This window comes from Desmonostoc muscorum LEGE 12446 (genome assembly GCF_015207005.2).
GTDB lineage: Bacteria > Cyanobacteriota > Cyanobacteriia > Cyanobacteriales > Nostocaceae > Nostoc > Nostoc muscorum.
On record NZ_JADEXS020000001.1, the window covers coordinates 6,463,848 to 6,488,525 of the forward strand.

Consider the following 24,678-nt stretch of genomic DNA (forward strand, 5'->3'; position numbering starts at 1 on the left):
CCAATGCACTACCTAACAAAAGCTTCTGAAATCCAGACACAAATTGCAAAATTCGCCTTGGCTAAAGTGCTATGGCTAGATACAGAAGTAGCTAATTGGAATACCTCTTATCCCAGATTATCATTAATTCAGATATTAGCAGAACCCGCAGACTCTACAGGAAAGTTTGCTTATATTCTTGATGTGTTGGATAAACCTGATTTGATTGCATTCTTTATTCAGCAAATCATGGTTAATTCGCAAATTGAGAAGGTATTTCACAATGCAAGTTTTGATTTAAAGTACTTGGGTGAAAAATCTGCACAACATATTACCTGTACTCTGAAGCTAGCAAGAAAGATTACCCTCAAAACATTACAAACATCCAATTTAAAACTGAAAACTCTAGCAACAGAACTTTGTCGATTTTCTCATGTAGATACAGAAGAAGGAATAAGCGACTGGGGAAAGCGTCCTCTCAGTGAAAAGCAGCTACATTATGCGGCGATGGATACAGTATATTTGGCTGCTGTTCATCGCCGTTTATTAGAAATTTATAACCCTAATTTTGTAAATAATATTTTTAATATGATGCCTCATGACTCCAAAAATACATCTTTAACAGCTACTAAAGTCAGAGTCGCTTTTGAGTGTCCTCGCTTATTTTATTTACATCAAAAATTTGGCGGTAATACTTTATTCATACCACCAGATAATCACATTGGTATTGGTAATAGTTTTCATCAATTAGCTGATAGTTTTATCAAATTAGCTGTTAGTGAATCAAGATTTACAGAAATATTCCAAACTAGTATATCTCAATTAAATATTGAGGAAATTGACTCTCGTCTGCGACAGCTTTTTTATGAAATTAAATTTTCTACTTATCTAGAAAAAGCTGTTGAAAAAGATGCAAGTGCAGCGCAACCACTGTACAAAGTTTGGCAAGGATTGCAAGGATTAATCAGACGCTTTGCAGAATTACTTGTTGTCAATCGACGTTATTGTAGTGCAGAAGCAGTTATTCGCAACACTTTTGTTTCTGAAGAACGTAAGCTTGAGCATTATTTTCAGCTACCTGATGGCACACAACAAAGGGTAGGAGGTGAATTTGATTGCTTGGTCTATAATTTTGAAATTAAGCGTTTGTGTGTGCTTGAATTCAAAACTTATCGGCCAGTAGATCCATCAGCACAATTGGCTCAAGTTGCTCTTTATAGTTACATGCTTTGGCATCAGAAAAAGGTAGCAGTTGATTCGGCGGTTTATTGTGTTTTGCCAGAATTTAAAGAGTATCAATATTCTTGGGAACAGCTAGAAAATAACGTGCATCAATTGATTCCCTATAAATTACACCAGATGCAGCAATGGCTGACTTGGGAATCACCTCATCCTAATTCGCCACCGCCAACAACTCAGCCTTATCTATGCGAAATTTGTCCCCAACAGCAAAAGTGTAAGAGTTTTTTTGCTTCGCCTGTTGTAGTTCAAGTATCTAGTTTAATATCAGAAGATGAGAATAATGGCGGGCAAGATGCCCACCCCACAAGAAGAAATTCTGTTAATGCTGATGCTATTGGTGAAGAGTTGGTTACTACTTTACAATCTTTTAAAATTAAGGTTGATTATCAAGGTTCTATTCTTGGGCCGGCTTTTATTAGGGTAAAGTTGAAACCGCATCTAGGTGTGAGTGTTAACTCAATTCTTCGCTTATCCAATGATTTACAAGTACAGCTAGGGTTAGCTAATGCGCCTTTAATTACTCCACAAGCTGGTTATGTTAGCGTTGATTTGCCACGTCCAGATAGGCAAATTGCGAGTTTTGAAGAGTATATTCAGCCGCAATTTTTACCTCCAACAGTACCTATAAAAATTGCAATTGGAGTGAGTATCGAAGGAGAGTTGGTAGAAGCAGATTTATCCGATGCGAATACTTGTCATTTTTTAGTTGGTGGTACAACTGGTAGTGGTAAGAGTGAATTTCTACGATCGCTCCTTCTCAGTCTCCTCAATCGTCATTCCCCACAATATCTGAAAATCGCCCTAGTTGACCCCAAGCGAGTCACATTTCCAGAGTTTGAGAAAATGCCCTGGTTGTATTCGCCAGTTGTTAAGGATGGCGATCGCGCGATCGAACTGATGGATGAATTAGTCGCAGAGATGGAATCGCGTTACCACCAGTTTGAAAAAGCTGGGTGTGCCGATTTAAGTACTTACAATCAACGCTCCAGTAAGATTTTACCTCGTATAGTCTGCATTTTTGATGAATATGCAGACTTTATGGCAGAAAAAGAAATCCGCACATCACTAGAACAAAGTATTAAACGACTCGGAGCAATGGCACGAGCCGCAGGAATTCATCTAATTATTGCCACTCAACGCCCAGAAGCCAAGGTTGTTACACCAATAATCCGCTCAAACCTACCAGGACGAGTTGCTCTGCGTACCGCTAGTGAAGCAGACTCTGCGATCGTCTTGGGGGGAAAACAAACAGCAGCAGCTTATCTATTGGGCAAAGGCGATTTACTCTACCAAATAGGCGCTCAAATATACCGCTTACAAAGCTTATTTGTCAAAAATATTCAACTGCCATCAGCATAGAAGATACTACAAAAGTCATATTGAATACTCGAATCCTGGTTTTAGGGCAATACGGTTCAGTTAAGGGTAAAACTCTTTGTGAAGGTCAATTTTTTTTAACGTAGACGCTTCGGCTTCCCGCAGGGTACCACAGAGGCGCAGAGAACGCAGAGAGAAGGAAGAAATGCTTAACTGAACTGTATTGAGTTTTAGGGTAATACAGGGGAAGTTGCAGTAATTCTTCCCCCCACTACCTGTTATTAGAACTTTGTAAAAAACTAGTACCAAATCAGGATAAAATTCAGTACAAGCTAATGCACTATTTTCCATGAAGATTGTCATTAATCATTGCTCATTGGTCATTTGCAAAGGACAAAGGATAAATGACAACTGACAAAGGACAAATATTAACTTTTGAATTATGAACTTATTTCGCGTTAAGCGTCCGCAATTATCACGCCGCAAATTTTTAGAAATATCGGGAATTTCCGGCATAAGTTTTTTTCTTGGTGGCTGTGGAACACCGATATTTGAAGATATTGTGGGTAAACTTTCCGAACCACTCAATCAAAAGGTAGAAAAGTTAATATTTCAACCACAAAAGCTTGTACCAGAATTTACTCTCAGTGAGATTGAACCAGAGGCATTAATAGTTAATAGCTTCAGATATAATCCAATTATTGATTTAGAAAAGTATCGTTTAATTGTTGATGGTGAGGTTAACAATCCTCTCAGCCTCAGTATGGCAGAAATTCAAGCTTTGCCGCTAACTTCTATGATTATTCGCCATATTTGTGTGGAAGGTTGGGCTGCGATCGTTCAATGGGGTGGTGTACGTTTACAAGAAATTATTGCCCTTGCTCAACCTAAGCCCAATATCCAGTATGCTTACTTTAAATCAGCTGATGGCTACTATGAAAGTTGGGATATAGCTTCAGCATTACATCCCCAGACTTTGTTAGCTTATGAAAAAAACGGTGATACTTTACCAATAGAAAATGGTGCGCCTTTGCGTTTAGCTTCACCGATTAAACTCGGTTACAAGCAAAGTAAATGGGTGACTCAAATTACACTGACTAGCTATTTATCCCCTTTTAAAGGCTACTGGGAAGATCAGGGTTACGAATGGTTCGCAGGAATTTAGTAAAGACGCCCTTTATCGCGTCTTTACTGTACTTTTAGAATAAACGAATTGCCAAATATATAAGCTTTTGTTTACTTTTTGTATCTCTATTACTTCATCCATGAAGAATATTATTTTTATAACTTAGATATTTATCCTTTTAAACCAGAAAAATATGAACTTTTTTGATAAATTGAATCGAAATATTCTGCAAAATCAAAGCTTACTATTTGTAGGACTCGATCCTAATCCAGAAATGATGCCTACTCGTTATGAATCTGAAGATATCATTGCTGGTTTGTGGGAATGGTTACAATTCATTATTTCTGAAACGTCCGATTTTGTTTGTGCTTATAAACCGACATTTGGCTTTTACGAAGCGCTAGGTATTCGAGGTTTAGAACTACTGCACAAAACTTTAGCAGCTATTCCAGCCCACATCCCAATTATTTTAGATGCCAAACATAGTGATTTAAATACAAGTAGCATTTTTGCTCGTACTGTGTTTACACAATGGCAGGTGGATGCAATTACTTTAAGTCCCTATACAGGACAAGATCATGTAGTACCTTTTTTGGTCTATCCTGATAAAGCAGTGTTTATTTTATGCTGTACTTCTAATCCAGGAGCAGAAGCTTTACAACAGTATCCAACAAACGAATCACCTCTTTATTTGCAGGTAGTAAAAGAATCAAAAACCTGGGGGACTCCAGAGCAATTGGGTTTGGAAGTGGGAACTACAAATTCTGAAGTTTTGGCACTTATTCGTGCAGTTGCTCCTGAAAGAATTATTATGGCGCGTAGTATTTGGGCGGAGGGAGCAAACCTGAAGGAAATTTTAGAAGCTGGCTTAAATACTAATGGTGATGGTTTGCTGATTCCTGTTCCTCAAGATATGTTGGGAACCCCAAAATTATCTGAGGAAATTCAGTGTTTACGCACAGAAATTAATCAAATCAAAACTGAAATTATTCACGAAAATTCTACTTGTTCTGTGTGGTTTCCTGATGTTTGTTTGCTAAATCAGCATCCCCAACAGGATTTAATTTTACAACTTTATGATATTGATTGCATTATGTTTGGTAACTTTGTCCAAGCATCAGGAGCCATATTTCCTTATTACATCGACTTACGCAAAATTATTTCCAATCCCCAAGTTTTTAATCAAGTTCTAACTGCTTATGAGGAGATTTTGAAGAATCTCAATTTTGATAGGTTAGCAGGTATTCCGTATGGTTCTTTACCAACTGCAACTGGTTTAGCTTTACGCCTTAATTGTCCGATGATTTTCCCTCGTAAAGAGGTAAAAGCCCACGGAACTCGAAGAGTAATTGAGGGTAATTTTCATCCTGGTGAAACAGTTGTAGTAGTTGATGATATTCTCATCAGTGGTAAAAGTGTGATGGAAGGAGCAGAAAAGTTAGAATCAGCAGGATTAAATGTGAATGATATTGTGGTATTTATCGACCATGAACAAGGTGTGAAAGATAGATTACAGCAAAATGGTTATCGTGGTCATGCGGTTTTAACTCTTTCAGAAATTACCAATACTCTATATCAAGCAGGAAGGATAAATGATGAGCAGTTTTTAGCTTTTACTGAAAATTAGAATTTGAGTAGAGATGCGATTAATCGCGTCTCTAGGGAAATATTTTGTCGTTTTACGAAATTTATTAAATATGAATTTTTCGCTCAATCAACTACTTAAATGGTTAATTTTGACGCTACTATTTCCTTTAGTTTTTCTCAATGCTTGGCTAGCATTCCGGGTTTTTCAAAATTTGCAACCTGTGGTGACAATTCTTTTATTGGCTACTTTGCTGGCGTTCATTTTAAACTACCCTGTTTCAATTCTCCAACGGCGAGGAGTTAAACGCAACTATGCAGTAGCTTTAGCTTTTATAATAGCATCAATAATTTTTGTGGCTTTGGGTATCATTTTATTACCTATTGTTTTAGAGCAATTTAATGAGATGGCTAAAGTCCTTCCCCAATGGATTGATTCTAGCGAAGAAAAACTTGAGATTTTAAATCAGTGGTTTTCTAGCCATAAATTAAACGTAAATTTCAGACAGTTATTAACACAATTTACTGAGCAATTGCCCCATGAATTAGAGTTCATCTCAGATAAACTGTTAAGTATTATTATTGATACAATTGATAATATATCTGAGGCGCTAATTATTGTAGTGCTGACTTTTTATCTGTTGTTAGATGGTCCGAGAATTTGGGAAGGATTATTTAATAAATTACCTGGAACTTTTGCTCCCAAAATCAGCCAATCGATTCAGCAAAATTTTCAAAATTACTTGATTGGTCAGGGTACTTTGGCTTTGCTGATGGGAGTTTCAGAAACATTAGTGTTTTTAGTTTTTCAAGTCCAGTTTGCTTTACTATTTGGTTTGGGAGTTGGGCTTTTGAGCTTAATTCCCTTTGGTGATGTCGTTAGTCTTGTTGTAATAACTTTAATCATAGCCTCGCATAACTTTTGGTTAGCAGTGAAAGTTTTTGCGGTAGCTGTTGTAATTGACCAGTTAATCGATCAGGCGATCGCACCTCGTCTTTTGGGTAAATTTACTGGCATTAGACCAATATGGGTATTAATTGCTTTGCTTGTGGGCACCAATATTGGCGGAGTCTTAGGTTTGGTAATCGCTGTACCTGTAGCTGGTTTTATTAAAGATGCAGCAGACGGTTTTTCTAAATCTGGTGATTCTGAGAATGTAGTTGAAGTTGAACCAGCATCAGAATTGTTAGCAGAGGAATCAATATCCCAATGAGTCATTAGTCATTTGTCTTTTGTTTATTAGACCTCTTGCATAAATCAAAAATAAAGAACCCCACCCCGCATTTGAGTAAAGCAAACGCTCCCCTCCCCTTACTAAGGGGAGGGGTTGGGGGTGGGGTGTTAGGGACTTTTGCAAGAGGTTTATTGACGAATGACTAATGACTATTTTTCTGTGTTTAGTTGCTCTCGTTGCTTGCCATATTCCCGCAGTTGCTTCAAGAGGTTTTCTTGGGATGAATTAGGGATAGGCTGACTAGGAATTAATTCAGGGTTCGTGGTGCTAGTCTCAAAAGCAGGAGGTTGATTAATTGCATCAACGTTAGTATTAGCCTGGAATTTAGTCTCCGGTAAAGGTAACTTCAAAAGCGGTTTATTATCAGATATTTCCTCTTGAATTACTGGGGTACGAATTATATTATTTGGTTTACTCACAGCAGTTTTTACCGAATCTAGAGTAGTAGCAACCTGCACTTGTTGCTGCATCTGTTGTGTAGAAGATACTAAACTACTTAGACCATTTACAAGTTGTCGCAGATTTTGTCGGAAAGTAGGATCGCCTGTCAATTCATCCAAATCAGATGTAATTTTTTGCGTATTTTCAAATGTTACTCGTGCTGAGTCTAAAGTTTGTTGTAATACCACGATATTCTTTGGATCGTTTAAGGTTTTAGAAGCATCACGTAAATTAGCTGAAGCTTGTGCCGCATTGTTGGAAAGGGCTTCTAAATTGTTTAATAATTCTCCTTGAGTCAAGCGATTGACAGCTGGCGATAGGCTACTAACTGTAACACGTAATTGATTGCTGGTTTCGGTAATATTATTCAGGGCACCAACTAGTGAAGAACGATTTGTTACCACCAATTTATCTAGGTTACTCAGCAATCGATTCGCTTGAATTGCAGTTGCACCGAATTGATTTACTGTTTCAGTTGCGGATACATTAAGTTGGCTAGTCGCCCGCTGCACTGAATTAGCAGTAGCTGAAAATGTATTTAATTGTTGTCGCAAACTTTTAGTCAAACCTCTTAAATCCTGACTTAAATCTGTGAAACTGGTTGCTGCGACTGTAGTAGCTTCTAAAACTCCATTGATATTTTTATAAAATTTTGGATCGTTGTATACATTAGTGAGTTCAGTTGAACTGCGAATTAGTTGATCAACACTGATGCCAACCTGACCTTTTAATCGAGAGCCATTACAAATTATCAGGCTAGAATTACAATTTTTCTCTAGAGGTTTTGCGATGGCAACCCCAGTGGGAAGTGTTGTTTTTGGTGTGATGTCAATAATACTTTCGCTAATTAATCCGGTTTGATTAGCTTCTATCACTACATTCCGGGGAATAATTAGGTCAGTTTGGACAATTTCAACTTCTACATCAATGGAATTTGCTCCTGGTTTAACCCTGGAAATATTTCCTACCTTAACGCCACGATACCTAACTGGTGTTCCTTTTTGCATTCCCCCGGCGTTAGCAAATTCGATAATAGCTTTGTATGAACCGCGAGTAGCATTAAATCTATTTAACCAGAGGAAGAATATTCCAAATACCCCTAGTCCTAGCAAGACTAACAATCCCACAGAACCTTCTCTAAATGTTCGCCCAGACGCGAAGCGGCTTGTCATTAAACCTCGCATTTTTTCCTCCACCCAATAATTAGTTAAAAGTTAAAAGTTAGGAGTTAAAAATTAGGGGGTTAAGAGTTAGGAATTAGGAGTTAGGAGTTATAAGTTGAATTTTACTCTTAACTTTTAACTTTTAACTCCTAACTCTTCACTCCTAATTTTTTAACCGGCCACCTGAATTGGCCCTTGAACACTGCCACTAATAAATTGTTTAATCAAAGGATTTTCTGTGCTGTATATTTCACTAACTGTACCCTGCCACTGCACTCTACCTTCATACAAAAATATAAGTCTATCAGTTGTACGGCGTATAGTACTATCTTGGTGGGTAACAACAGCGTAGGTGCTACAGACTCCATGTGTACATTGCAAAGAGCGGATTAAATCTTCTATTACTGTTGAAGCAATGGGGTCGAGTCCGGCTGTTGGTTCATCGTACAGTAAAACTTCTGCACCTTCTCTAGGGTTATCGGGGTTAGACATAATCGCACGGGCAAAACTGACTCGTTTTCGCATTCCCCCGGAAAGTTCGGCTGGGTAAAGGTCACTTATTCCTGGTAAGCCTACCATTTCCAATTTTTCTTTTACCAAATCTCGAATGCGCGATCGCGGCAGCTTGGAATTTTGATAAAGTAAAAATCCCACATTCTCCTCCACCGTCAGCGAATCAAATAATGCTGCCTGTTGAAACACCATACCAATACCAACGGACTCGCCGCCATCCTCAATCAAACCGTCTCGTCGCACTCCTTGAACATAAATTTCTCCTTCATCAGGAGCCAATAACCCCGCTATTACCCGTAAAATTGTCGATTTACCAGTCCCTGATGGCCCAATAATTCCTAGCGCTTCTCCCCGGTAAATTGTTAAATCTACATTATCTAGAACTTTATGGCTACCAAAGGACTTAGAAATACTTTTGAGTTCAATTAATGGTTCAGTCATTAGTTATTAATTACTAGTCATTAGTCATTGGTCATTAGCATTCGGACTAATTACAAAGGACGAAGGACAAATATACCCAGTAGTGATGTCATAGTTATTGGTAGGGCATTGTGTAGTACATTATAAGTATATGATTAGCACTTTAATTGCCAAACTTTATTTTTTTAGCACAATATTGAGTTAAAACGTTTAACATCGCAAAATACCTCAACGTCAGGTTGACAAAGACACCGTAGTAATTGAATCTCTCAAAGTAATACAATGTCTCAGTGATGAGCAACTCATACTGGAGTTTTCTGTAGACATCACTAAAGCAATGATTCAGCGGAACCACCAAGCACTGGCTCAACGCCTCGCTAACGCTAAGAGTATGCTTGTATAATCAAAAATATTGAGTTGGCAAGTGGCAAAATTATTCACTAATATTGGAAAAAATACTGATAAAAATCAACTTAGATGATGATGACTAGCTACTCAGAGCAGTTTGCAAGTGACAATTCCTCTGGTATTTGTCCAGAAGCCCTAGAATATATGATTAGGGCAAATCAAGGTAGTGTTCCGGCCTATGGAAATGATGAATGGACTCAAAAAGCCGCAGATTATTTTCGGGAACTCTTTGAAATTGACTGTGAAGTATTTTTTGCCTTTAATGGTACAGCAGCAAACTCTTTATCTTTAGCTGCACTTTGTCAGTCATATCACAGCGTCATTTGTCATGAAACATCTCACATTGAAACAGATGAATGTGGCGCTCCAGAATTTGCTTCTAATGGCTCTAAACTGCTACTTGCTCAAGGTAAAAATGGCAAGTTAACATCACAAGCCATCGAGGCAGTTGTTACTAGGCGTAATGATATTCATTATCCCAAACCTAAAGTTATTAGCATCACACAATCAACTGAATTAGGAACTTTATATTCTATTGAAGAACTTCTGCAAATTAAAGAAGTTGCGAAAAAGTATAACTTAAAGATTCACATGGATGGCGCTCGTTTTGCCAATGCAGTTGCTGCGATAAATAAAAGTCCTGCTGAAATTAGTTGGAAATCTGGCGTTGATGTGTTGTGTTTTTGTGGTACTAAGAATGGAATGGCATTAGGTGAAGCAATTATTTTCTTTAACAAAGCCCTAGCAGAGGATTTTGATTATCGGTGTAAGCAAGCAGGTCAATTAGCTTCAAAAATGCGGTTTATCTCTGCTCCTTGGTTGGGTTTATTGGAAACTGGTGCTTGGCTAAAAAATGCTAGACATGCTAATCAATGTGCTGAATATTTAGAAAATAACCTATTAAATATAGAAGGCGTTGACTTGATGTTTCCGAGAGAAGCCAACGCTGTGTTTGTCAAATTACCTGAACAAGTAATTCACAGCTTAAAAGCAAATAACTGGCAATTTTATACATTTATTGGTGTGGGAGGAGTACGTTTTGTGTGTTCTTGGAATACAACTAAATCAAGAATTGATGAATTGATTGATGATATTAAGAACGCAATTGCTTAGAAAAATTAAATATGAAAAATCTCCGATAATGAAATAAGCAATTAATTAATTGATGTCAGTCCTTGATCTAACCTTCGATATACGCCCTCAAAGAAGCCAGTTTTCTAGCCTTAAGGCAGGTAAGCGCCCAAATTCACGGACATTTGCCGTAACAAGCGTCAGATTAAGGGACAAGGCATGGGCAGCAATCAGTAAGTCATTAGGGCTGATGGGTGTTCCCGCTTGTTCTAAGTATTTACGAATTGCTGCATAGTGGTGATCCACAGGAGGTTCTAGGGACAGAATCGACAACACTTCAAGGATGCTTTCTAGTTGCTGAACAAGACGAGGGGAGCCGCTCTTAGCTGCACCAAATCGTAGTTCACACGCCACAATAATGCTAGTACAAATTGAGTTTTCCCCTACGGTTGCGATCCGCTGGAATACCAAACCTTGAGGGTGTCTAACTAAATCTGAAATGATGTTGGTATCGAGCAGGTATTGATAAGTCATTGGGCAGAGCTAAAGCGTAATGTCATCAAGTGGTAGTAGCTCCTCATCTACGTCAGGAAAATTTTCTGTAATTTCTTCCAATGTGGCAAGTAATGAAAGGAGAGAACTGGGGCAAATTGGTTCGATGATTAATCGATTTCCTTCTTTGCGTAACAAAACTTCTGTACCGGGTAGGGCAAATTCATCAGGAATGGTTAAAACTTGATTTTGCCCATTGCGTGAGAGATAAACATGGCATGAGTTTGGCATAAAGCAATCTCCGTATTAAGAGGGCATATAGCGTGAACAGCAAATCTATCCAACAACAAATTGATTGTGGCATACAATAGATGCAAAAATCTGACATTCATCTCAATCAAAAGTTCTGATTATTAACTACAGGTAATTGAACACTCACAGTAGTTCCTGTTAAAAGGTCAGAAGAGATTAATAGTTCTCCATTATGAGCATTGACGATGCGTTTGGTAATAGCAAGCCCTAGCCCAGTACCACAAGGTTTTGTCGAGAAGAATGGCGTAGCAAGCTTGTCAATAACTTCCGATGGAATTGGTTCGCCGCCATTTAGAACATTAATACAAATTTTACCTGTACGGGAAAAGTCTATCGTCCATTTAATAATATCTCCTGGTGCAACTGCTTCACAAGCATTGCGAACAATATTGATAAATACTTGTTTAAGTTTGTCTTTATCACCCAAAATTTTTACCGTAGGCGATGCTGGAATAAATTCAATTTGCCGTTCCACAGCTTTTGGCATTTGACGAATAGGTACAAGTAACTCACCAATGAATTCATTTACGTCCAATTCACAAAGTTGCAAAACTTGGGGTTTAGCGTAGAGTAAAATTTCACTCAATAAACGTTCTAGACGACTAGCTTCACTGAGTGCTAACGCTAATCGTTCTTGAGCAGATTCAGTGAGAATCGTTTTTCGGAAATACTTTAATCCCATGATCATTGTAGTCAAAGGATTACGAATTTCATGGACAATAATAGCAGCAAATTCACCAATAGCTGCTAGTCGTTCTTGTTCTACAAGTTTGGCTTGGGCTGCTCGTAATTCTGTCGTGCGTTTTTCTACTTCAGCTTCCAGAATATGATTAAATTGACACTGTTGCTGATATAGATGATAGTGGTCGATCGCAGTCGCTGCTCTTTCTGCAAATAACTCCACAATTTGGATTTCATCACCAGAAAACTCCCGTGGCTGGCGATGAAAAGAACAAATAGTACCAAATACTTGACCCTCTGAAGTTTGCAGCGGTATCCCCAGATATGCTCGATAACCAGAGGCCGGTTTGCCGTACTCTGGATTAGCCACAGCATCTTTAACTGCTAATGTCCGCCCAATCTGCAAAACTGTAGCAATTAATCGACCATGCAAAGCGTAAACACGGGGCGCATCTTCCGCCATTTCCAAACTACTTGCGAGAACAGTTTCAAACCCCTCTTGGCAAAAAGTAACAACTGTCCAATCTACTCTAATTAATTCGCTGACTCCACAGGCAATGTTGTGCAAATAGCTTCCCAGTTCACCAGTTCGATAGTTCAAAGAAGACAAACGTGCTATGATTTGTCGCTCACGCTGCCAAGTTTGGTTGTGCAAAAAAGCTTCGTCATCACTGGTTTTGCTCATGGATGCATATTGCATGACTTAAAAAAATAACTTTGAAAAAGAATTCAGAATTCAGAATTCAGAATTCAGAATGGGCTACGCCCCGTTGCGCTAACAGAAGTAAAACAGGCTTTACGCCAGGGTTTGAGAGGAATATTTGTGTACTTCGCTTTTCTTGAAATCTGGTGTAAGTTTTCATTTAAATCGCAGATGTTTTGAGGGCACAGCATTGCTGTGCCCCTACAGCATGGGGTATCTACCTGAAAATAACTGTCAGTAAAAATTCCGGTTAGTTTGATAGAAAGATTTTACTAAAAAAATTCTATTTGTATACAACCAAATTGTGAAATTTTACTTAAATTAAACAAACAAATACTCTTATTAGCACTCAAACATAACAATCACAAGTTGAGAATTCAAAACCACAGAACCCCGACTTTTTTAAAAGTTAGGGTTCTTGTTGATAAATAATTTAATTTTTGCAGGCGATCGCTACTTAACTTACTTCACTTCATTGGGTTCAAACTTTGTCACTTTACCTTTCTTAATAGCGACAATTACATCATAAGTTGAACAGTAAGAAAATGTAACATCATTAGCTTTGTTGTAAAGATTAACTACATGACCTGCTCCACCTGGTTGGATACCAATTGGCTCTAGGTCACCAAAAAAGAAACGACGCAGTTGATCGCCACTACCAAATTGACCTTTACTCTTAGTGAGCAAGTCTAGTTTTTGTGAGATAGAGAATTCTTCGGCTGCTGATGCTTGAACTAATGAGGGATTAATCGCCTTGAGTGGCGCATCCCAAACTGTGAAAAAACCAACCAAAGCTACACTTGTAAGTAGTGGTGCGAGTTTCATTTGTTACTCCTGAAGTTTGATTTATCCCGAACAACCAAAGCATCGCAGTTGGGACTGAACCGGAACTGAAACTAAAGCAGTATTTTGATGAATTTATTCCTGAAGAAAATTTAGTGAATTCTCAGCATTTTTTCAGGGAAGAATGGTAGCTGAAAGTCACAGCATAAATTAAGTATTTTTTCAGCAAAACCTCATTCTGAAGTGGAATAGAGCAAATTAATATAATTAACAATGCTTTGATTGCGGTGATGTTATTGTGACTAGACCCAACAGACTACCTCGCCTAATTCCAAAAACAATTTCCGGACAAACATATCTCTGGCTAGCAATGCTCATTTTTGCAGCGTCTAATGCAGTCACCCGCAAGCTTACAGAAATTGGTGCCCAACATTTTATGGGTGGTCGCAATCCGATTTCTTTGTGTAATGTTTTGTTTGTAGGCAATCTGTGTGCCTTGATACTTTTAATTTTAATCTATGGGCGACAGTGGAACAAAACGACTTTGAAGCAGCTTTCCAAAAAGGATTGGGTCACTCTAACAGCAGTAGCTATTTTATCAGGAGCGATCGCCCCTGGCTTATTTTTCCAAGCACTGGCACTCACAGGGGTGAACAATATTATCTTGATTGGACGCTTAGAACCACCGCTAACTCTGGCTTTATCGATTTGGTTATTGGGTGAAGGGGTACATCTTTGGGAAATTGCAGGAGCGATCGCAGCCTTTGTTGGCGTTATCCTAACTATTATCCTCCAACCCCCACAGGAAGCGATGATGAATATGGGAGGTTTGAGTTTAGGTATCGGAGAACTTTTAGCAATAGCAGGATCGGTGGCCATATCTGCTTCTACGATTATTGCCAAGAAATACCTTTCGCAGATCCCAGTAGGAATCTATAGTATTTTTCGCACTGCACTAGGAACCGTAATCTTTTTCTTTATTGCTTTAGTCCTCTATGGCAAGGATCATTTTGCTGATGTCCTCTCACCATTTCTCTGGCAGTGGATGTTTTTATATGGTGGGTTGATTGTAGTAGTGGGTCAATCATTCTGGATTAAAGGCTTGAAAAGTTCCACTGTATCTATGGCTTCCTTAATTGGCTCATTTAGCCCAATTGCAGGCATCCTAGCAGCCTATCTAATTTTAGGTGAAGTTCCTACCTTAGCTCAATATATTGGCGGTAGCTTGATTTTAGTAGGCATATTTCTGAGCCACCTTGGCATTAGGCGTAAGACTCATAGCAGAGTTGCCTCTGCCAAGGTCAATTCTATGCAAGCACAACAACAGGTAGAAACTAATATGGGATTTAAGGGCATTTAAATTCATTGGGCATTTAAATTCATTGGTCATTAGTCATTAGTCATTTGGCATTGGTTATTCCCCGCGTCTCCCCACGCTCCCCACCTCCCCACTCTTCACAGCTGCACTAGCTATGTCAAAATGAAGATACCCGATATCTCCAGGTGAGCGATCGCTCAATCAAGCAAGATTAAAGGATTGACCTGAGTAATGGCAGAAGAACCAAATCACAATGAAACCGGAGAAGTAGCTCCCAGCACTGTTGACAAGCAGGCTCCCAGTGTCGCCGAAGAGAACGCTCCTAGTACAAACTCACCCGAAGCGACAGACATCCCTACTGCCAACACGCCAGATCCTAAACCAGCTGCGGCCTCAACCAAGCGAGAAAAACCCGCCGCCGCAACAGCAGAAGAAAAACCCGCCGCCGCCAAAGCCGCCAAAAAGGAAAAAGCCCCATCTGTTGAAGATAAACCATTTGTACAGTTTATTGAGCAAGACTACTTGCCAGCTTTACAAAAAGCGATCGCTCAACAAGGTGTGCAAGATTTACAAGTGGCTTTTGCCAAGCAAAAAGTGCCAATCAAGGGTTTTGAATCCGCTGAAGAATCCTGGCAAGTTGTCGGCAGTTGGCAAAACGGGGCGTACAATTTTAATCTGTATTTCCCTGAAGAAGATATTCAAGGGAAAAAAGGTTTTTCTTGTAATGAAGGCAAAAAACCCAGCACCCTTGAGTCATTCTTAATCGATGAACGCAAAACTACACTAGACCTATTGGTATTTGGTCTAGTGCAGCGTTTAGACGGTCAAAAGTGGCTAGGTAGAAATTAATCAATCAATTTTGGATTTTAGATTTTAGATTTTAGATTTTTATTTCAATCCAAAATCCAAAATCCAAAATCTAAAATGAACAATTAAAGTTCATGGAAATGATAGACAACGGCTCCAGTAATGGGGTCGTTATCAATTTTTACATACCCCGATTTATACATCTCTTTAAGAGTATTTTCTACTTCAGCAAAGCTAGCTCCCGTGCCTTTCACCCCTTGAGTCACGGTGAGAGTACCACCCTTGCTTTCCGCCACTTCAATGAGTTTAATCATCAGTTGATTACCGGTTGGGCGGTGAACTTGAGAGGCGATCGCCGCAGGTTGATTTAAAGGTACACCAAACGGGGATACACCTGCTTTTAGTCTCAGGTTGCTTTCGTATTCGTCAACCATACCGGGGATAAGAAGCAAATCCACGGCCTGTCCGATATAAAACAAACCAAAAGTACACAGCCATAACAATCCCGTCCCGATCTTGCCATTGTATAAGCGGTGTAGCCCCCCCAAGCCAAAAAATCCGACTCCACACAAGATGTAAGAGACAAGAAGTCGGTCTTTATGCTGATTATTTTCAGGATTCATCTTGTTGTCAACCCTTTGGATTTGCTTTTGTTGTCTAAAATGGTTCTCCCATACTGATTTGAGACCAGTATGGACAGCTAGGCTCATGTCTTGCGCCAGTTATTTGATGACAATTTTTGTAGGTTGGCACTGCTGAGTATCTGCTTAAACCCTGATTTTTCTGTTGTGGAGAGTGCCTTGTCTACAGTTATTAATAGTGGTGCAAGTTCTGGAGTAGAGTCATTACAAGTATTTACTAATCGTGCCAGTCATGGATTATTAATTTTAAGATGAGCAACTTATTGATCAGACCGCTTTACTTATTGTAGTCAGAACCACGGAAAATTACTGTGATAGTACTAAGGGACTGGGGACTGGGGACTGGGGACTGGGGACTGGGGACTGGGGACTGGGGACTGGGGACTGGGGACTGAGTATTTCCCTTGCCTTCCCATCCACCTCATCTCCCTCATCTCCCTCATCCCCCTCATCCCCCTCATCCCCAATCCCCAATCCCTAATCCCCAGTCCCCAATGCCTTTTTGTTGCAACTCTTAATGTTTTGCTTACTTTTTTCTCACCCGCAGCTTGGTAGACTGAACTTTATACAAATGAATTATTTGTCGGCTGTCGAGCGTTGCCAGAGCATTATCCTTGGCTTTCTGGTGTACTCAAGATAATAAAGACACTCATTGCAATCAAGACATGGTAGATTCCCTCAAAAAACCAGGCTTTGAAGAAATACGGCCAGGAATTAAAATCCCGGCAAAAGAAACCCTGTTAACACCTCGGTTTTATACTACCGATTTTGATGAAATGGCGCGGATGGATATCTCCGTCAACGAAGACGAGTTAAGAGCCATTCTCGACGAGTTTCGCGCTGACTACAACCGCCATCACTTCGTTCGGGATGCCGAGTTTGAACAATCCTGGGATCATATTGACGGAGAAACTCGCCGGTTGTTCGTTGAATTTCTAGAACGTTCCTGTACGGCGGAGTTTTCCGGATTTTTGCTGTACAAAGAACTCGGTCGTCGCTTGAAAGACAAAAGCCCCGTCTTAGCAGAATGCTTTAACCTGATGTCACGGGATGAAGCACGTCACGCTGGCTTTTTGAATAAAGCTATGTCTGACTTTAATCTGTCCCTAGATTTAGGGTTTTTGACTAAGAGCCGCAATTATACCTTCTTTAAACCGAAATTTATCTTCTACGCTACTTATCTTTCTGAGAAGATTGGTTATTGGCGCTATATCACCATTTATCGCCATTTAGAAGCACATCCCGAAGACCGGATTTATCCGATTTTCCGGTTCTTTGAAAACTGGTGTCAAGATGAAAACCGTCATGGTGATTTCTTCGATGCGGTGATGAAATCCCAACCGCAAATGTTGAATGATTGGAAGGCACGGCTATGGAGTCGGTTCTTCTTGTTGTCGGTGTTTGTAACAATGTATCTCAATGACATCCAACGCAAGGACTTTTATGCAACCCTTGGGCTGGATGCGCGAGAATACGACATCCATGTAATTAAGAAGACCAACGAAACCGCAGGTAGAGTCTTCCCGCTGATGCTGGATGTGGAAAATCCAGAGTTTTATGGACGGTTGGATACTTGTATTAGCAATAATGAGAAGCTGAGTGCGATCGCTAACTCCAACACTCCCAAATTCCTGCAATTCTTCCAAAAACTGCCGCTTTACATCTCTAATGGCTGGCAGTTATTAAAACTGTACTTGATGAAACCCATTGATGCTGCTTCTGCTCAAGGCGCAGTTCGTTAAGTCATAACAGTTTTGCGAAAGCTTTAGTGGTTCTGTTGATTGCAGAACCACTTTTTTTTGCTCGAAAATAGTACCCCTAAGGGTACTATTCGTCAACAGGTTTAAGCAGTTACGTTAGATATGTAGTTTCGCTGTAAGCAAACATATGACAGACATATCAAACGGAATTGAAATCATCAAAAAAGTAAAACCAACTCTAGTCTCAACCTTTGAGTTGCTAGTGAAGGCAATTACACCCGTTACTGCTCCTGGTACTGAAGCAGTTGCTCGTACCGTTGTCCAAGGTTACTTTTTGACCATTGCCAATACCAGCAACTCAAATATTGCAGTCAACCTGCAATTTACTGCAACTACTCCAGAGTTAAACTTAGACGACACAGTGGTGGCTCAAGATGCTAGCGTAGACGATGAATTTCAAGAGCTAGTACCCACAAGCGATCCCAGAAAATTCACTCACTCTCTGAAAATTGCTGCTCATGATACGGCTTTGGTTACCTTATTACCTGATGTTACCAAGACAGAAATCATCAAGGCAGCAAAATTAGAGATTCGTGGATATGTGGAAATTTCTCTGATCTCTGCTTCTGACTCAACTTCAGTTGACGTGTTGTTGACACCTGAACACAGAGGTACATTCCTCCCTCAAAACTTATTAATACCTTCTCGTTTACCTCTTGACTTCGATCAATTGGCGTATTCTCTGCCCACATCTACTGGTGGAAGCTTGTTTACCCTTACAGCACCAGTTTTTAAAATTGCCAAAGAACTGAAGATTGAAGTTAAAGAATTCGAGAAAGTTCAGAAAGATAAAGACTTCGAGAAACTTCAAGCTGAAAAAGTCGCTGAAATAAATCAAGTTGAAAGTCTGGCTTCAGGAGATGGTGCAAATGACCTACGGCAGCTAATTGGTTTGATGGCTGAACGTCTCGATCAAATAGAACAACGCACGGCAAATGGGCAAAATGGGCAAAATGGACAATCTTTCATCCAAGCCCAAGAACGCCCAAATGTTGGTCAACAAGTAGTTAATCAACCAAGGAATTAAGCAAGGGTGTTAGTTGTTGTCGCCAGTCGCCATGACAAAGCCGCCGAGGCGCTGGTTGCTAATTGGTCGGCTTATGGTGCCAGCCTCCTGACACCTGAAAATTTGTCAGTGGCTGGATGGCGACACTATGTGAGGGGTGGGGGAGATGAGGGAGATGAGGGAGCAGGGGGAGCAGGGGGAGCAACATCTTCCTCATCCTCCTCATCCTCCTCAGCAGTGGTAGGTGGAGTTACAATTGCTCTCGATCAAATCACCGGCGTTTTAACTCGCCTACCTTCCATTTTTGAACAGGAACTTCTGCACATCATTCCTGAAGACCGGGGATATGTGGCTGCGGAAATGAATGCGTTTTTAATTTCTTGGTTGTCCAGTTTAAAATGTCCAGTCTTAAACAGACCAACCCCAACATATTTGTTAGGACCTGCTTGGCGACCTGAACAGTGGGTTTATGCAGCTGCTCAATTGGGTATTCCAGTACGTCCCGTGCGACGGCAAAGTTCATTGTTGGCTAGTGTGCGTCCCCAGGTGATGGAAAAACCTGCGGTAAAAGTGACGGTGGTGGGCGATCGCTGTTTGGGTGAAGTCGAAAAACCTCTAGCATCTCACGCCAGACGCCTCGCTGATGCTGCTCAAGTTGATTTGTTAACTGTTAACTTTAGCAGCAGGGAATCCTCCGCAGAGCTTTTGGGCGCTGACTTGTGGGTTGATATTTCTGCACCAGATGTAGCCGATGCCATACTTGAGTATTTGAGTGGAGGTCATGCCAAATGCTAATTTTATTGTGGGGTATTTCGGAAGAATCTCCCTTAGCGGCAGTCCACTCAGAACTAACTCGGCTGGGCATACCTACAGTATTCCTCGATCAACGAGATATTTTAGATACTGAAATTGAACTTTCTGTAGGCGATGCCTCAGAATTATCAGTTCAAGGGCAAATTCGTACTTGGTATCAAAAAATAAATTTGAGTGAAATTACCGCAGCCTACCTCCGTCCTTATGACTCGCGCCGCCTTCCCCAAATTGCCCAAGCTGGCGTAAATAGTCCAGCTTGGCAACATGCGATCGCACTTGATGATGCTTTGATGTGTTGGTCAGAAATTACACCTGCATTTGTCATCAACCGTCCGTCAGCGATGGCTGCTAATGGTTGCAAACCTTACCAACTAGAACAAATTCGATCGCTCGGCTTTAAAGTTCCCGAAACCCTTGTTACCACAGATCCCGAAGCTGTGCGAGCTTTTTGGCAACATCACGGCAATGTCATTTATAAATCAATTAGTGGTATCCGTAGCAAAGTCTCGCGTTTGGGAGCTGAACATTTAGAGCGACTGGAAAATGTATCTTGGTGTCCGACTCAGTTCCAGGAGTACATAGCAGGTAGAGATTATCGCGTCCATGTCGTAGGTACAGAGATTTTCGCCAGCGAGGTAATTTCCCAAGCTGATGATTATCGCTACGCTGCACAGGAGGACGAATCTACAGAAATTCGTGCTTGTCATTTGCCCGAAGAAGTAGAACAGCAGTGTAGAGTATTGGCAAAAGCGATAAATCTACCTCTTTGCGGCATTGATTTGCGCCGGACACCTGGAGGTGAATGGTATTGCTTTGAAGTTAATCCATCGCCTGGGTTTACTTATTACCAACAGTTTACAGGTCAGGGGATTAGTAGAGCGATCGCTCATTTGCTAGGGAGTTCCAACAAATAAATTATCCAATCTTGTAGGGTGGGGCGTATTGCCCGCGTTTGCCTACGCGCAGTTACCTAGCGAGCTTTTAATCCAAAATCCAAAATCTAAAATCCAAAATTGGTACTATTCCCAAGTGGATACATCTCGCAGCAAATCTGGAATTTCCCCTTGAGACAACGGAAACTCTAACATAGTCTCTCTATGACCCAAATACCCAGATTCAGCAAACGATAACAGCATCCGTGAAAGCGCCAGCCAAACTTCCGGTTCGTATTCCCAATCACGATAACGCGAAGCTTGACCAGCAATTGAACGCAGCGCCCAGAAATATGAATTTCTTACCACCGAACCACCCTTCTTAAACTCTGGCAAATCTTCATGGTGGATAAAAAGCACTTTATTTTCAATTTTGGCTCTCATGTCAGCTATTTTTATTGAAAGAAAATAACAAAAATTGGACGTAAATTAAATTTTTCATCTCATAAATAACATGGAATTTTATAGGATATTTGAGGTTATTTGTTAATTTAATTCGATTTTAATTTGCTCATTTTTCTCTGTTGCTACTAAATAAACCACTTATCTGAAGAGTCTGTTTGTAAAGGATTATAAAGATGTGTATTGAGGTTTTTTGAAGTGTTTTAACATCATATTAAGCATAGTGTAGCTTACCCTACGAGCGGAAGATTTACTTTATCAACCAACTTTTAAAGTAGATTCTATGGACTATTTTAAAAAAAATTACAACGCAAGTGAAAAATTGTTAATTGAGTAGTAATTGTTACGATTTTGATGATAGGGTTTTTTACTACGTATAAAACTAATTATACAATTTTTAGAGGACAAATCATGAAGAATAACTTCAAAACATATACAGCTATTGCTGTGTGTTGTGGAACATTTGCATGGGGAAATTCAGCTTATGCTGATGGCTGGCCGGCAAGTGTGGCTGGCACTTGGTCTGTAGTAGGAAATCAAAGTGTCGGCTCTCTTGTTATTAACCAACCTAGTAGCACTCTCAACTGCAAACCCATCTCTGGCACTATCTTTGGAACTACGGCGATTGAAGGCTTCTATTGCCCTAGTTCCGGACGTATTGCTTTTGTCCGTAAGTCTTCTAATAACTTTCCTTATCAATACTATCAAGGTAATCTCTCACAAACAGGTTCTACTCTACGAATCGGAGGATCTTTTTCAGCTTTCTTGAGTAATGGTAGTGGTGGTAGTCTTGGAGAGTATAATTTCTCCGCCAGCAAATAGTAATACAATTTCTGGCGTTGCATATTTGCGGGATGATTTTACTATTTTTGTGGGATGGGCATCTTGCCCGTCCCTTGTATTTTTGGGCGGGCAAGATGCCCACGCCACAAGAATCATCCCTCAATTCAGCAAGGCCAATTTCTATGTAGAGAGGTTGTAACTACAACCCTCTACATTTAATACTTACAAACTTGAACTTAAACCTACACGAAAAGTAAAACCAGGGCTATATATGCGATTAACTCGCTCATATTGCTCACCTAGCAAATTTTCTAGGTAAACTGTCAGTCCTAAATTGCTAGTTAAAGGTATACGACCAGTGAAATCTAAATTCACAAAAGATGGTGCAAAATCTGTAGTCCTGTCACCAGGGTTATTAAAGATAGATCTGCGAGCGCCACTGTTGTAAGTAACATATAAGTTAGCTTGCCAACCTGCATTTTGATAACCTACACCAGTTTGGAGTACAGAGTAAGGAATTAAACCTAACTGTAAGCCTCTTTCAGCGCCTGTTTTGATTTGGGCATCTGTATAAGTATAGTTGAGAAAAGTTGACCAACCAGAAGCAATTTTTAATTGGAATGCGGCTTCTAAACCATTGGTATCAACTAATCCAATGTTTTCCCACCTTCCTGCTATCACTCCCAGGCGATCGCTGATACTACTACCAAAGTAAGTGAACTGTCCAATCAAATTGTTAGAAAATTTGACATCCACTCCCGCAGTCCAGGTAGAGCCATTTTCTGGCTCTAAATTAGGATTAGGTTCCCAACCATGAACTGTATCATAAACATATAACTGATCTAACCCAGGATTGCGCTGTCCCCCAGCCCAACTTCCGCGCACTGCTACTATTGGTGTAACGGCATAACGTAAACCAACACTAGGATTGAGATAACTTCCAAACTCGCTGTCAAAGCTTTGTCTTAGTCCTAAATCAACCAGAAAACTTTCGCCAATATTTAAAGTATTCACAGCAAATAAAGCTGTATTGAACAAACTCCTATTTTCACTTTCGTTATTACCAATCCTAGTAGGATTTGTACTCAAAACATCACCGTTTAAATCGGTGTTTTTCAAATCTAAACCCCAGCGCAATTTATTATTGGCAGTAATTCTCCATTCATGATCTACTCTAGCTGTGAGTTGTTGTGTATCTAAAACTCCTGTACGGTAAAATGCTCCTGTAGGGCCATAGGTGCTGAAGTAATCTTGGTTATAACCAATTGAGGTTGTTAGATTAGAACTTTCCCCATTACCAAGCCGAGTTTTCCAAGATAAACCAATATTTAAACCATCGTGGTCTAATCTATCTTGCTGGAGAGGAAAACCGAAATAAATTAAACCCCGACGACTGCTGAGTTTAGTAATATCTAAATTCAAAGAATTTTTTTTATCTAAATCTAGACCAATGCTACCAAAGTAAGTACTTGTAGCTGTGTCTGCATTCGATAAATACCCTTGACTATCACGATTTGCTGCACCTACAGGAACGCGATAACGGTTATCTGTAAAGAACCTTTCAAAGCTGAAATTGTACTTAACAGAACCAGCGGAACCACCATAGGTTACTTGTTGATTATTTAAACTCAATGAGCCAAATTCTGTAGTCCCAGAAAATTTCGGCTGTCCATAACCTTCTTTGGTGATGATATTCACAACTCCCCCAAAGGCTGAGGAACCATACAAAGCCGAGGCTGTCCCGCTGTATAATTCTACTCGCTCAATAGCTTCTACAGGAATGCTATTTAAATCAGTTCCACCATGATAAGTGTTGACATTATTGTTAATTGGTCTGCCATTAATCAGAAATACAGACTGATTAATTGAGGCTCCCCGGTAGTATGTTCCTGTGTGAATATCTGCACCATGACCGACATCATTGATAGCAAAACCAGGCATTCTTTTCAAAATATCCGCTAAGCTGGTTGCACCTTGCTTTTCAATTTCTTCTTTTTCAATTACGTAAGTTGGTGTAGACTGGGGCAGGTTATCTGGTTCTGCGATCGCTTCTATGTTAATGTCTGCATTCTCGCTGGGTTCTGACTCTATTTCCGGCTGAGTTTCTGGCTCTATTTCCCTCGGTGCAGATTCTTGAGTTAATAATTCAGCATTAGTGGCAGGTAACTCAATTTCACTCAAACTAGGAATATCTAAAATAGCTCCGGTTGATTTATCCGTATTTCTCTGCTTAATTTCAATATCAGCACCAAAGCCAGGAAACGCTATCAGTAAACTCGGTAAACCTACTGTTAGCAACAAAAAATCCTTTTTCACTTTCTCTTTCACACCAAGTAAAAACAGTCACTACGGGTAGTATCCCGACTGGAGTGCAACTATGTCAAAAGACATACTGTCGTATTTCCACCATTCCAGCAACTTCAAAAGCGCCTACTCCAAAAGAAGTAGTTGCATGTTTTTTTGATTTGGAAGTTTCTAAATTAGCGATCGCTCCTCATACTCAACCCCACTTAGATTTACGAACAATGCTACTCTCTGCCTATAATCCTCTTCTAAATAGCACTGTAAGAGTTTTCATCAAAAGTTAGGTTAGCAAGTCAGGTAACAAATATATCAATTACACGCATTTTACAGGCTTGGATATACAGAATAGATGTAGTTATTTTTTATAATGCAAATTTTATATTTTTTGTCAACCTACCAAAAAGCATATATTTTTATACTAGATCTATTTAATACTTCTATT

The 24,678-nt window shown here is 39.9% G+C and carries 21 protein-coding genes; 12 read left to right on the forward strand and 9 right to left on the reverse strand.

What is annotated here, in order from left to right:
* Positions 1–3: 3 nt before the first annotated feature.
* The 4 genes from IQ276_RS27060 (at position 4) to IQ276_RS27075 (ending at position 6,462) form a co-directional block, all read left to right on the forward strand.
* Positions 4–2,580 (forward strand): DNA translocase FtsK, encoded by a 2,577-nt coding sequence (locus IQ276_RS27060; protein ID WP_193918484.1) that lies wholly within the window; start codon positions 4–6, stop codon positions 2,578–2,580.
* 400 nt (positions 2,581–2,980) lie between these two features.
* Positions 2,981–3,703 (forward strand): molybdopterin-dependent oxidoreductase, encoded by a 723-nt coding sequence (locus IQ276_RS27065; RefSeq protein ID WP_235116013.1) that lies wholly within the window; start codon positions 2,981–2,983, stop codon positions 3,701–3,703.
* A gap of 154 nt (positions 3,704–3,857) precedes the next feature.
* Positions 3,858–5,291, forward strand: a complete 1,434-nt coding sequence (locus tag IQ276_RS27070; protein WP_235116014.1) for a bifunctional orotidine-5'-phosphate decarboxylase/orotate phosphoribosyltransferase — start codon at positions 3,858–3,860, stop codon at positions 5,289–5,291.
* A gap of 70 nt (positions 5,292–5,361) precedes the next feature.
* Positions 5,362–6,462, forward strand: a complete 1,101-nt coding sequence (locus IQ276_RS27075) for an AI-2E family transporter (protein WP_193925078.1) — start codon at positions 5,362–5,364, stop codon at positions 6,460–6,462.
* Positions 6,463–6,632: 170 nt separating this feature from the next.
* Here IQ276_RS27075 and IQ276_RS27080 read toward each other — a convergent pair whose 3' ends face one another.
* Positions 6,633–8,108, reverse strand: coding sequence for an MlaD family protein (locus IQ276_RS27080; RefSeq protein WP_235116015.1), 1,476 nt, complete (start codon positions 8,106–8,108; stop codon positions 6,633–6,635).
* Positions 8,109–8,258: 150 nt separating this feature from the next.
* Complete coding sequence (locus IQ276_RS27085; protein ID WP_190877734.1) at positions 8,259–9,041, reverse strand: ABC transporter ATP-binding protein; 783 nt, start codon at positions 9,039–9,041, stop codon at positions 8,259–8,261.
* 462 nt (positions 9,042–9,503) lie between these two features.
* Here IQ276_RS27085 and IQ276_RS27090 point away from each other — a divergent pair, with 462 nt between their 5' ends.
* A complete protein-coding gene (locus tag IQ276_RS27090; protein ID WP_193920349.1) occupies positions 9,504–10,541 on the forward strand; it encodes a threonine aldolase family protein in 1,038 nt (345 codons plus the stop codon).
* An 87-nt stretch (positions 10,542–10,628) separates the two neighbouring features.
* Here IQ276_RS27090 and IQ276_RS27095 read toward each other — a convergent pair whose 3' ends face one another.
* From IQ276_RS27095 to IQ276_RS27110, 4 genes are all read right to left on the reverse strand, one after another.
* Positions 10,629–11,033, reverse strand: coding sequence for a type II toxin-antitoxin system VapC family toxin (locus IQ276_RS27095; RefSeq protein ID WP_193920345.1), 405 nt, complete (start codon positions 11,031–11,033; stop codon positions 10,629–10,631).
* A 9-nt stretch (positions 11,034–11,042) separates the two neighbouring features.
* A complete protein-coding gene (locus IQ276_RS27100; protein WP_193920343.1) occupies positions 11,043–11,282 on the reverse strand; it encodes an antitoxin in 240 nt (79 codons plus the stop codon).
* A 106-nt stretch (positions 11,283–11,388) separates the two neighbouring features.
* Entirely contained in the window at positions 11,389–12,669 is a 1,281-nt protein-coding gene (locus IQ276_RS27105; protein WP_193920341.1) for a GAF domain-containing sensor histidine kinase, read from the reverse strand.
* Between the two features lie 480 nt (positions 12,670–13,149).
* Positions 13,150–13,512, reverse strand: a complete 363-nt coding sequence (locus IQ276_RS27110; protein ID WP_190877742.1) for a hypothetical protein — start codon at positions 13,510–13,512, stop codon at positions 13,150–13,152.
* A gap of 256 nt (positions 13,513–13,768) precedes the next feature.
* Here IQ276_RS27110 and IQ276_RS27115 point away from each other — a divergent pair, with 256 nt between their 5' ends.
* Both IQ276_RS27115 and IQ276_RS27120 read left to right on the forward strand, forming a co-directional pair.
* Positions 13,769–14,830, forward strand: a complete 1,062-nt coding sequence (locus IQ276_RS27115) for a DMT family transporter (protein ID WP_193920330.1) — start codon at positions 13,769–13,771, stop codon at positions 14,828–14,830.
* Positions 14,831–15,019: 189 nt separating this feature from the next.
* Positions 15,020–15,637 (forward strand): DUF2996 domain-containing protein, encoded by a 618-nt coding sequence (locus tag IQ276_RS27120; RefSeq protein ID WP_193925844.1) that lies wholly within the window; start codon positions 15,020–15,022, stop codon positions 15,635–15,637.
* 83 nt (positions 15,638–15,720) lie between these two features.
* Here the strand turns inward: IQ276_RS27120 and IQ276_RS27125 are convergent, their stop codons facing one another.
* Complete coding sequence (locus tag IQ276_RS27125) at positions 15,721–16,218, reverse strand: TM2 domain-containing protein (protein ID WP_193925846.1); 498 nt, start codon at positions 16,216–16,218, stop codon at positions 15,721–15,723.
* A gap of 683 nt (positions 16,219–16,901) precedes the next feature.
* Between IQ276_RS27125 and acsF the strand changes: the two genes are divergently transcribed.
* The 4 genes from acsF to IQ276_RS27145 all read left to right on the forward strand — a co-directional run bounded on the left by acsF (position 16,902) and on the right by IQ276_RS27145 (position 20,729).
* Entirely contained in the window at positions 16,902–17,978 is a 1,077-nt protein-coding gene (acsF, locus tag IQ276_RS27130) for a magnesium-protoporphyrin IX monomethyl ester (oxidative) cyclase (protein ID WP_190877825.1), read from the forward strand.
* A gap of 145 nt (positions 17,979–18,123) precedes the next feature.
* The gene (locus IQ276_RS27135; protein WP_235116016.1) at positions 18,124–19,023 is read left to right on the forward strand and encodes a hypothetical protein; all 900 of its coding nucleotides are present in this window, start codon (positions 18,124–18,126) and stop codon (positions 19,021–19,023) included.
* Positions 19,024–19,029: 6 nt separating this feature from the next.
* The gene (locus IQ276_RS27140; RefSeq protein WP_235116017.1) at positions 19,030–19,797 is read left to right on the forward strand and encodes a hypothetical protein; all 768 of its coding nucleotides are present in this window, start codon (positions 19,030–19,032) and stop codon (positions 19,795–19,797) included.
* The gene (locus IQ276_RS27145; RefSeq protein ID WP_193921522.1) at positions 19,791–20,729 is read left to right on the forward strand and encodes an ATP-grasp domain-containing protein; all 939 of its coding nucleotides are present in this window, start codon (positions 19,791–19,793) and stop codon (positions 20,727–20,729) included. Before IQ276_RS27140 ends, IQ276_RS27145 begins: the two co-directional genes overlap by 7 nt.
* A gap of 105 nt (positions 20,730–20,834) precedes the next feature.
* On the opposite strand, the gene IQ276_RS27150 is transcribed toward IQ276_RS27145, so the two are convergent.
* A complete protein-coding gene (locus IQ276_RS27150; protein ID WP_190877752.1) occupies positions 20,835–21,131 on the reverse strand; it encodes a hypothetical protein in 297 nt (98 codons plus the stop codon).
* 429 nt (positions 21,132–21,560) lie between these two features.
* On the opposite strand from IQ276_RS27150, the gene IQ276_RS27155 reads away from it, so the two are divergent.
* The gene (locus tag IQ276_RS27155; RefSeq protein WP_190877755.1) at positions 21,561–21,971 is read left to right on the forward strand and encodes a hypothetical protein; all 411 of its coding nucleotides are present in this window, start codon (positions 21,561–21,563) and stop codon (positions 21,969–21,971) included.
* A 183-nt stretch (positions 21,972–22,154) separates the two neighbouring features.
* Here the strand turns inward: IQ276_RS27155 and IQ276_RS27160 are convergent, their stop codons facing one another.
* A complete protein-coding gene (locus IQ276_RS27160) occupies positions 22,155–24,248 on the reverse strand; it encodes a TonB-dependent receptor plug domain-containing protein (protein WP_193921523.1) in 2,094 nt (697 codons plus the stop codon).
* Positions 24,249–24,678: the final 430 nt, after the last annotated feature.

Excerpts from the sequence above, each read along its gene's own strand:
- IQ276_RS27060 (WP_193918484.1), top strand. The coding sequence starts at position 4 with ATGCACTACCTAACAAAAGCTTCTGAAATCCAGACACAAATTGCAAAA.
- IQ276_RS27065 (WP_235116013.1), top strand. The coding sequence starts at position 2,981 with ATGAACTTATTTCGCGTTAAGCGTCCGCAATTATCACGCCGCAAATTT.
- IQ276_RS27070 (WP_235116014.1), top strand. The coding sequence starts at position 3,858 with ATGAACTTTTTTGATAAATTGAATCGAAATATTCTGCAAAATCAAAGC.
- IQ276_RS27075 (WP_193925078.1), top strand. The coding sequence starts at position 5,362 with ATGAATTTTTCGCTCAATCAACTACTTAAATGGTTAATTTTGACGCTA.
- IQ276_RS27080 (WP_235116015.1), bottom strand. The coding sequence starts at position 8,108 with ATGCGAGGTTTAATGACAAGCCGCTTCGCGTCTGGGCGAACATTTAGA.
- IQ276_RS27085 (WP_190877734.1), bottom strand. The coding sequence starts at position 9,041 with ATGACTGAACCATTAATTGAACTCAAAAGTATTTCTAAGTCCTTTGGT.
- IQ276_RS27090 (WP_193920349.1), top strand. The coding sequence starts at position 9,504 with ATGACTAGCTACTCAGAGCAGTTTGCAAGTGACAATTCCTCTGGTATT.
- IQ276_RS27095 (WP_193920345.1), bottom strand. The coding sequence starts at position 11,033 with ATGACTTATCAATACCTGCTCGATACCAACATCATTTCAGATTTAGTT.
- IQ276_RS27100 (WP_193920343.1), bottom strand. The coding sequence starts at position 11,282 with ATGCCAAACTCATGCCATGTTTATCTCTCACGCAATGGGCAAAATCAA.
- IQ276_RS27105 (WP_193920341.1), bottom strand. The coding sequence starts at position 12,669 with ATGAGCAAAACCAGTGATGACGAAGCTTTTTTGCACAACCAAACTTGG.
- IQ276_RS27110 (WP_190877742.1), bottom strand. The coding sequence starts at position 13,512 with ATGAAACTCGCACCACTACTTACAAGTGTAGCTTTGGTTGGTTTTTTC.
- IQ276_RS27120 (WP_193925844.1), top strand. The coding sequence starts at position 15,020 with ATGGCAGAAGAACCAAATCACAATGAAACCGGAGAAGTAGCTCCCAGC.
- IQ276_RS27125 (WP_193925846.1), bottom strand. The coding sequence starts at position 16,218 with ATGAATCCTGAAAATAATCAGCATAAAGACCGACTTCTTGTCTCTTAC.
- acsF (WP_190877825.1), top strand. The coding sequence starts at position 16,902 with ATGGTAGATTCCCTCAAAAAACCAGGCTTTGAAGAAATACGGCCAGGA.
- IQ276_RS27135 (WP_235116016.1), top strand. The coding sequence starts at position 18,124 with ATGACAGACATATCAAACGGAATTGAAATCATCAAAAAAGTAAAACCA.
- IQ276_RS27145 (WP_193921522.1), top strand. The coding sequence starts at position 19,791 with ATGCTAATTTTATTGTGGGGTATTTCGGAAGAATCTCCCTTAGCGGCA.
- IQ276_RS27150 (WP_190877752.1), bottom strand. The coding sequence starts at position 21,131 with ATGAGAGCCAAAATTGAAAATAAAGTGCTTTTTATCCACCATGAAGAT.
- IQ276_RS27155 (WP_190877755.1), top strand. The coding sequence starts at position 21,561 with ATGAAGAATAACTTCAAAACATATACAGCTATTGCTGTGTGTTGTGGA.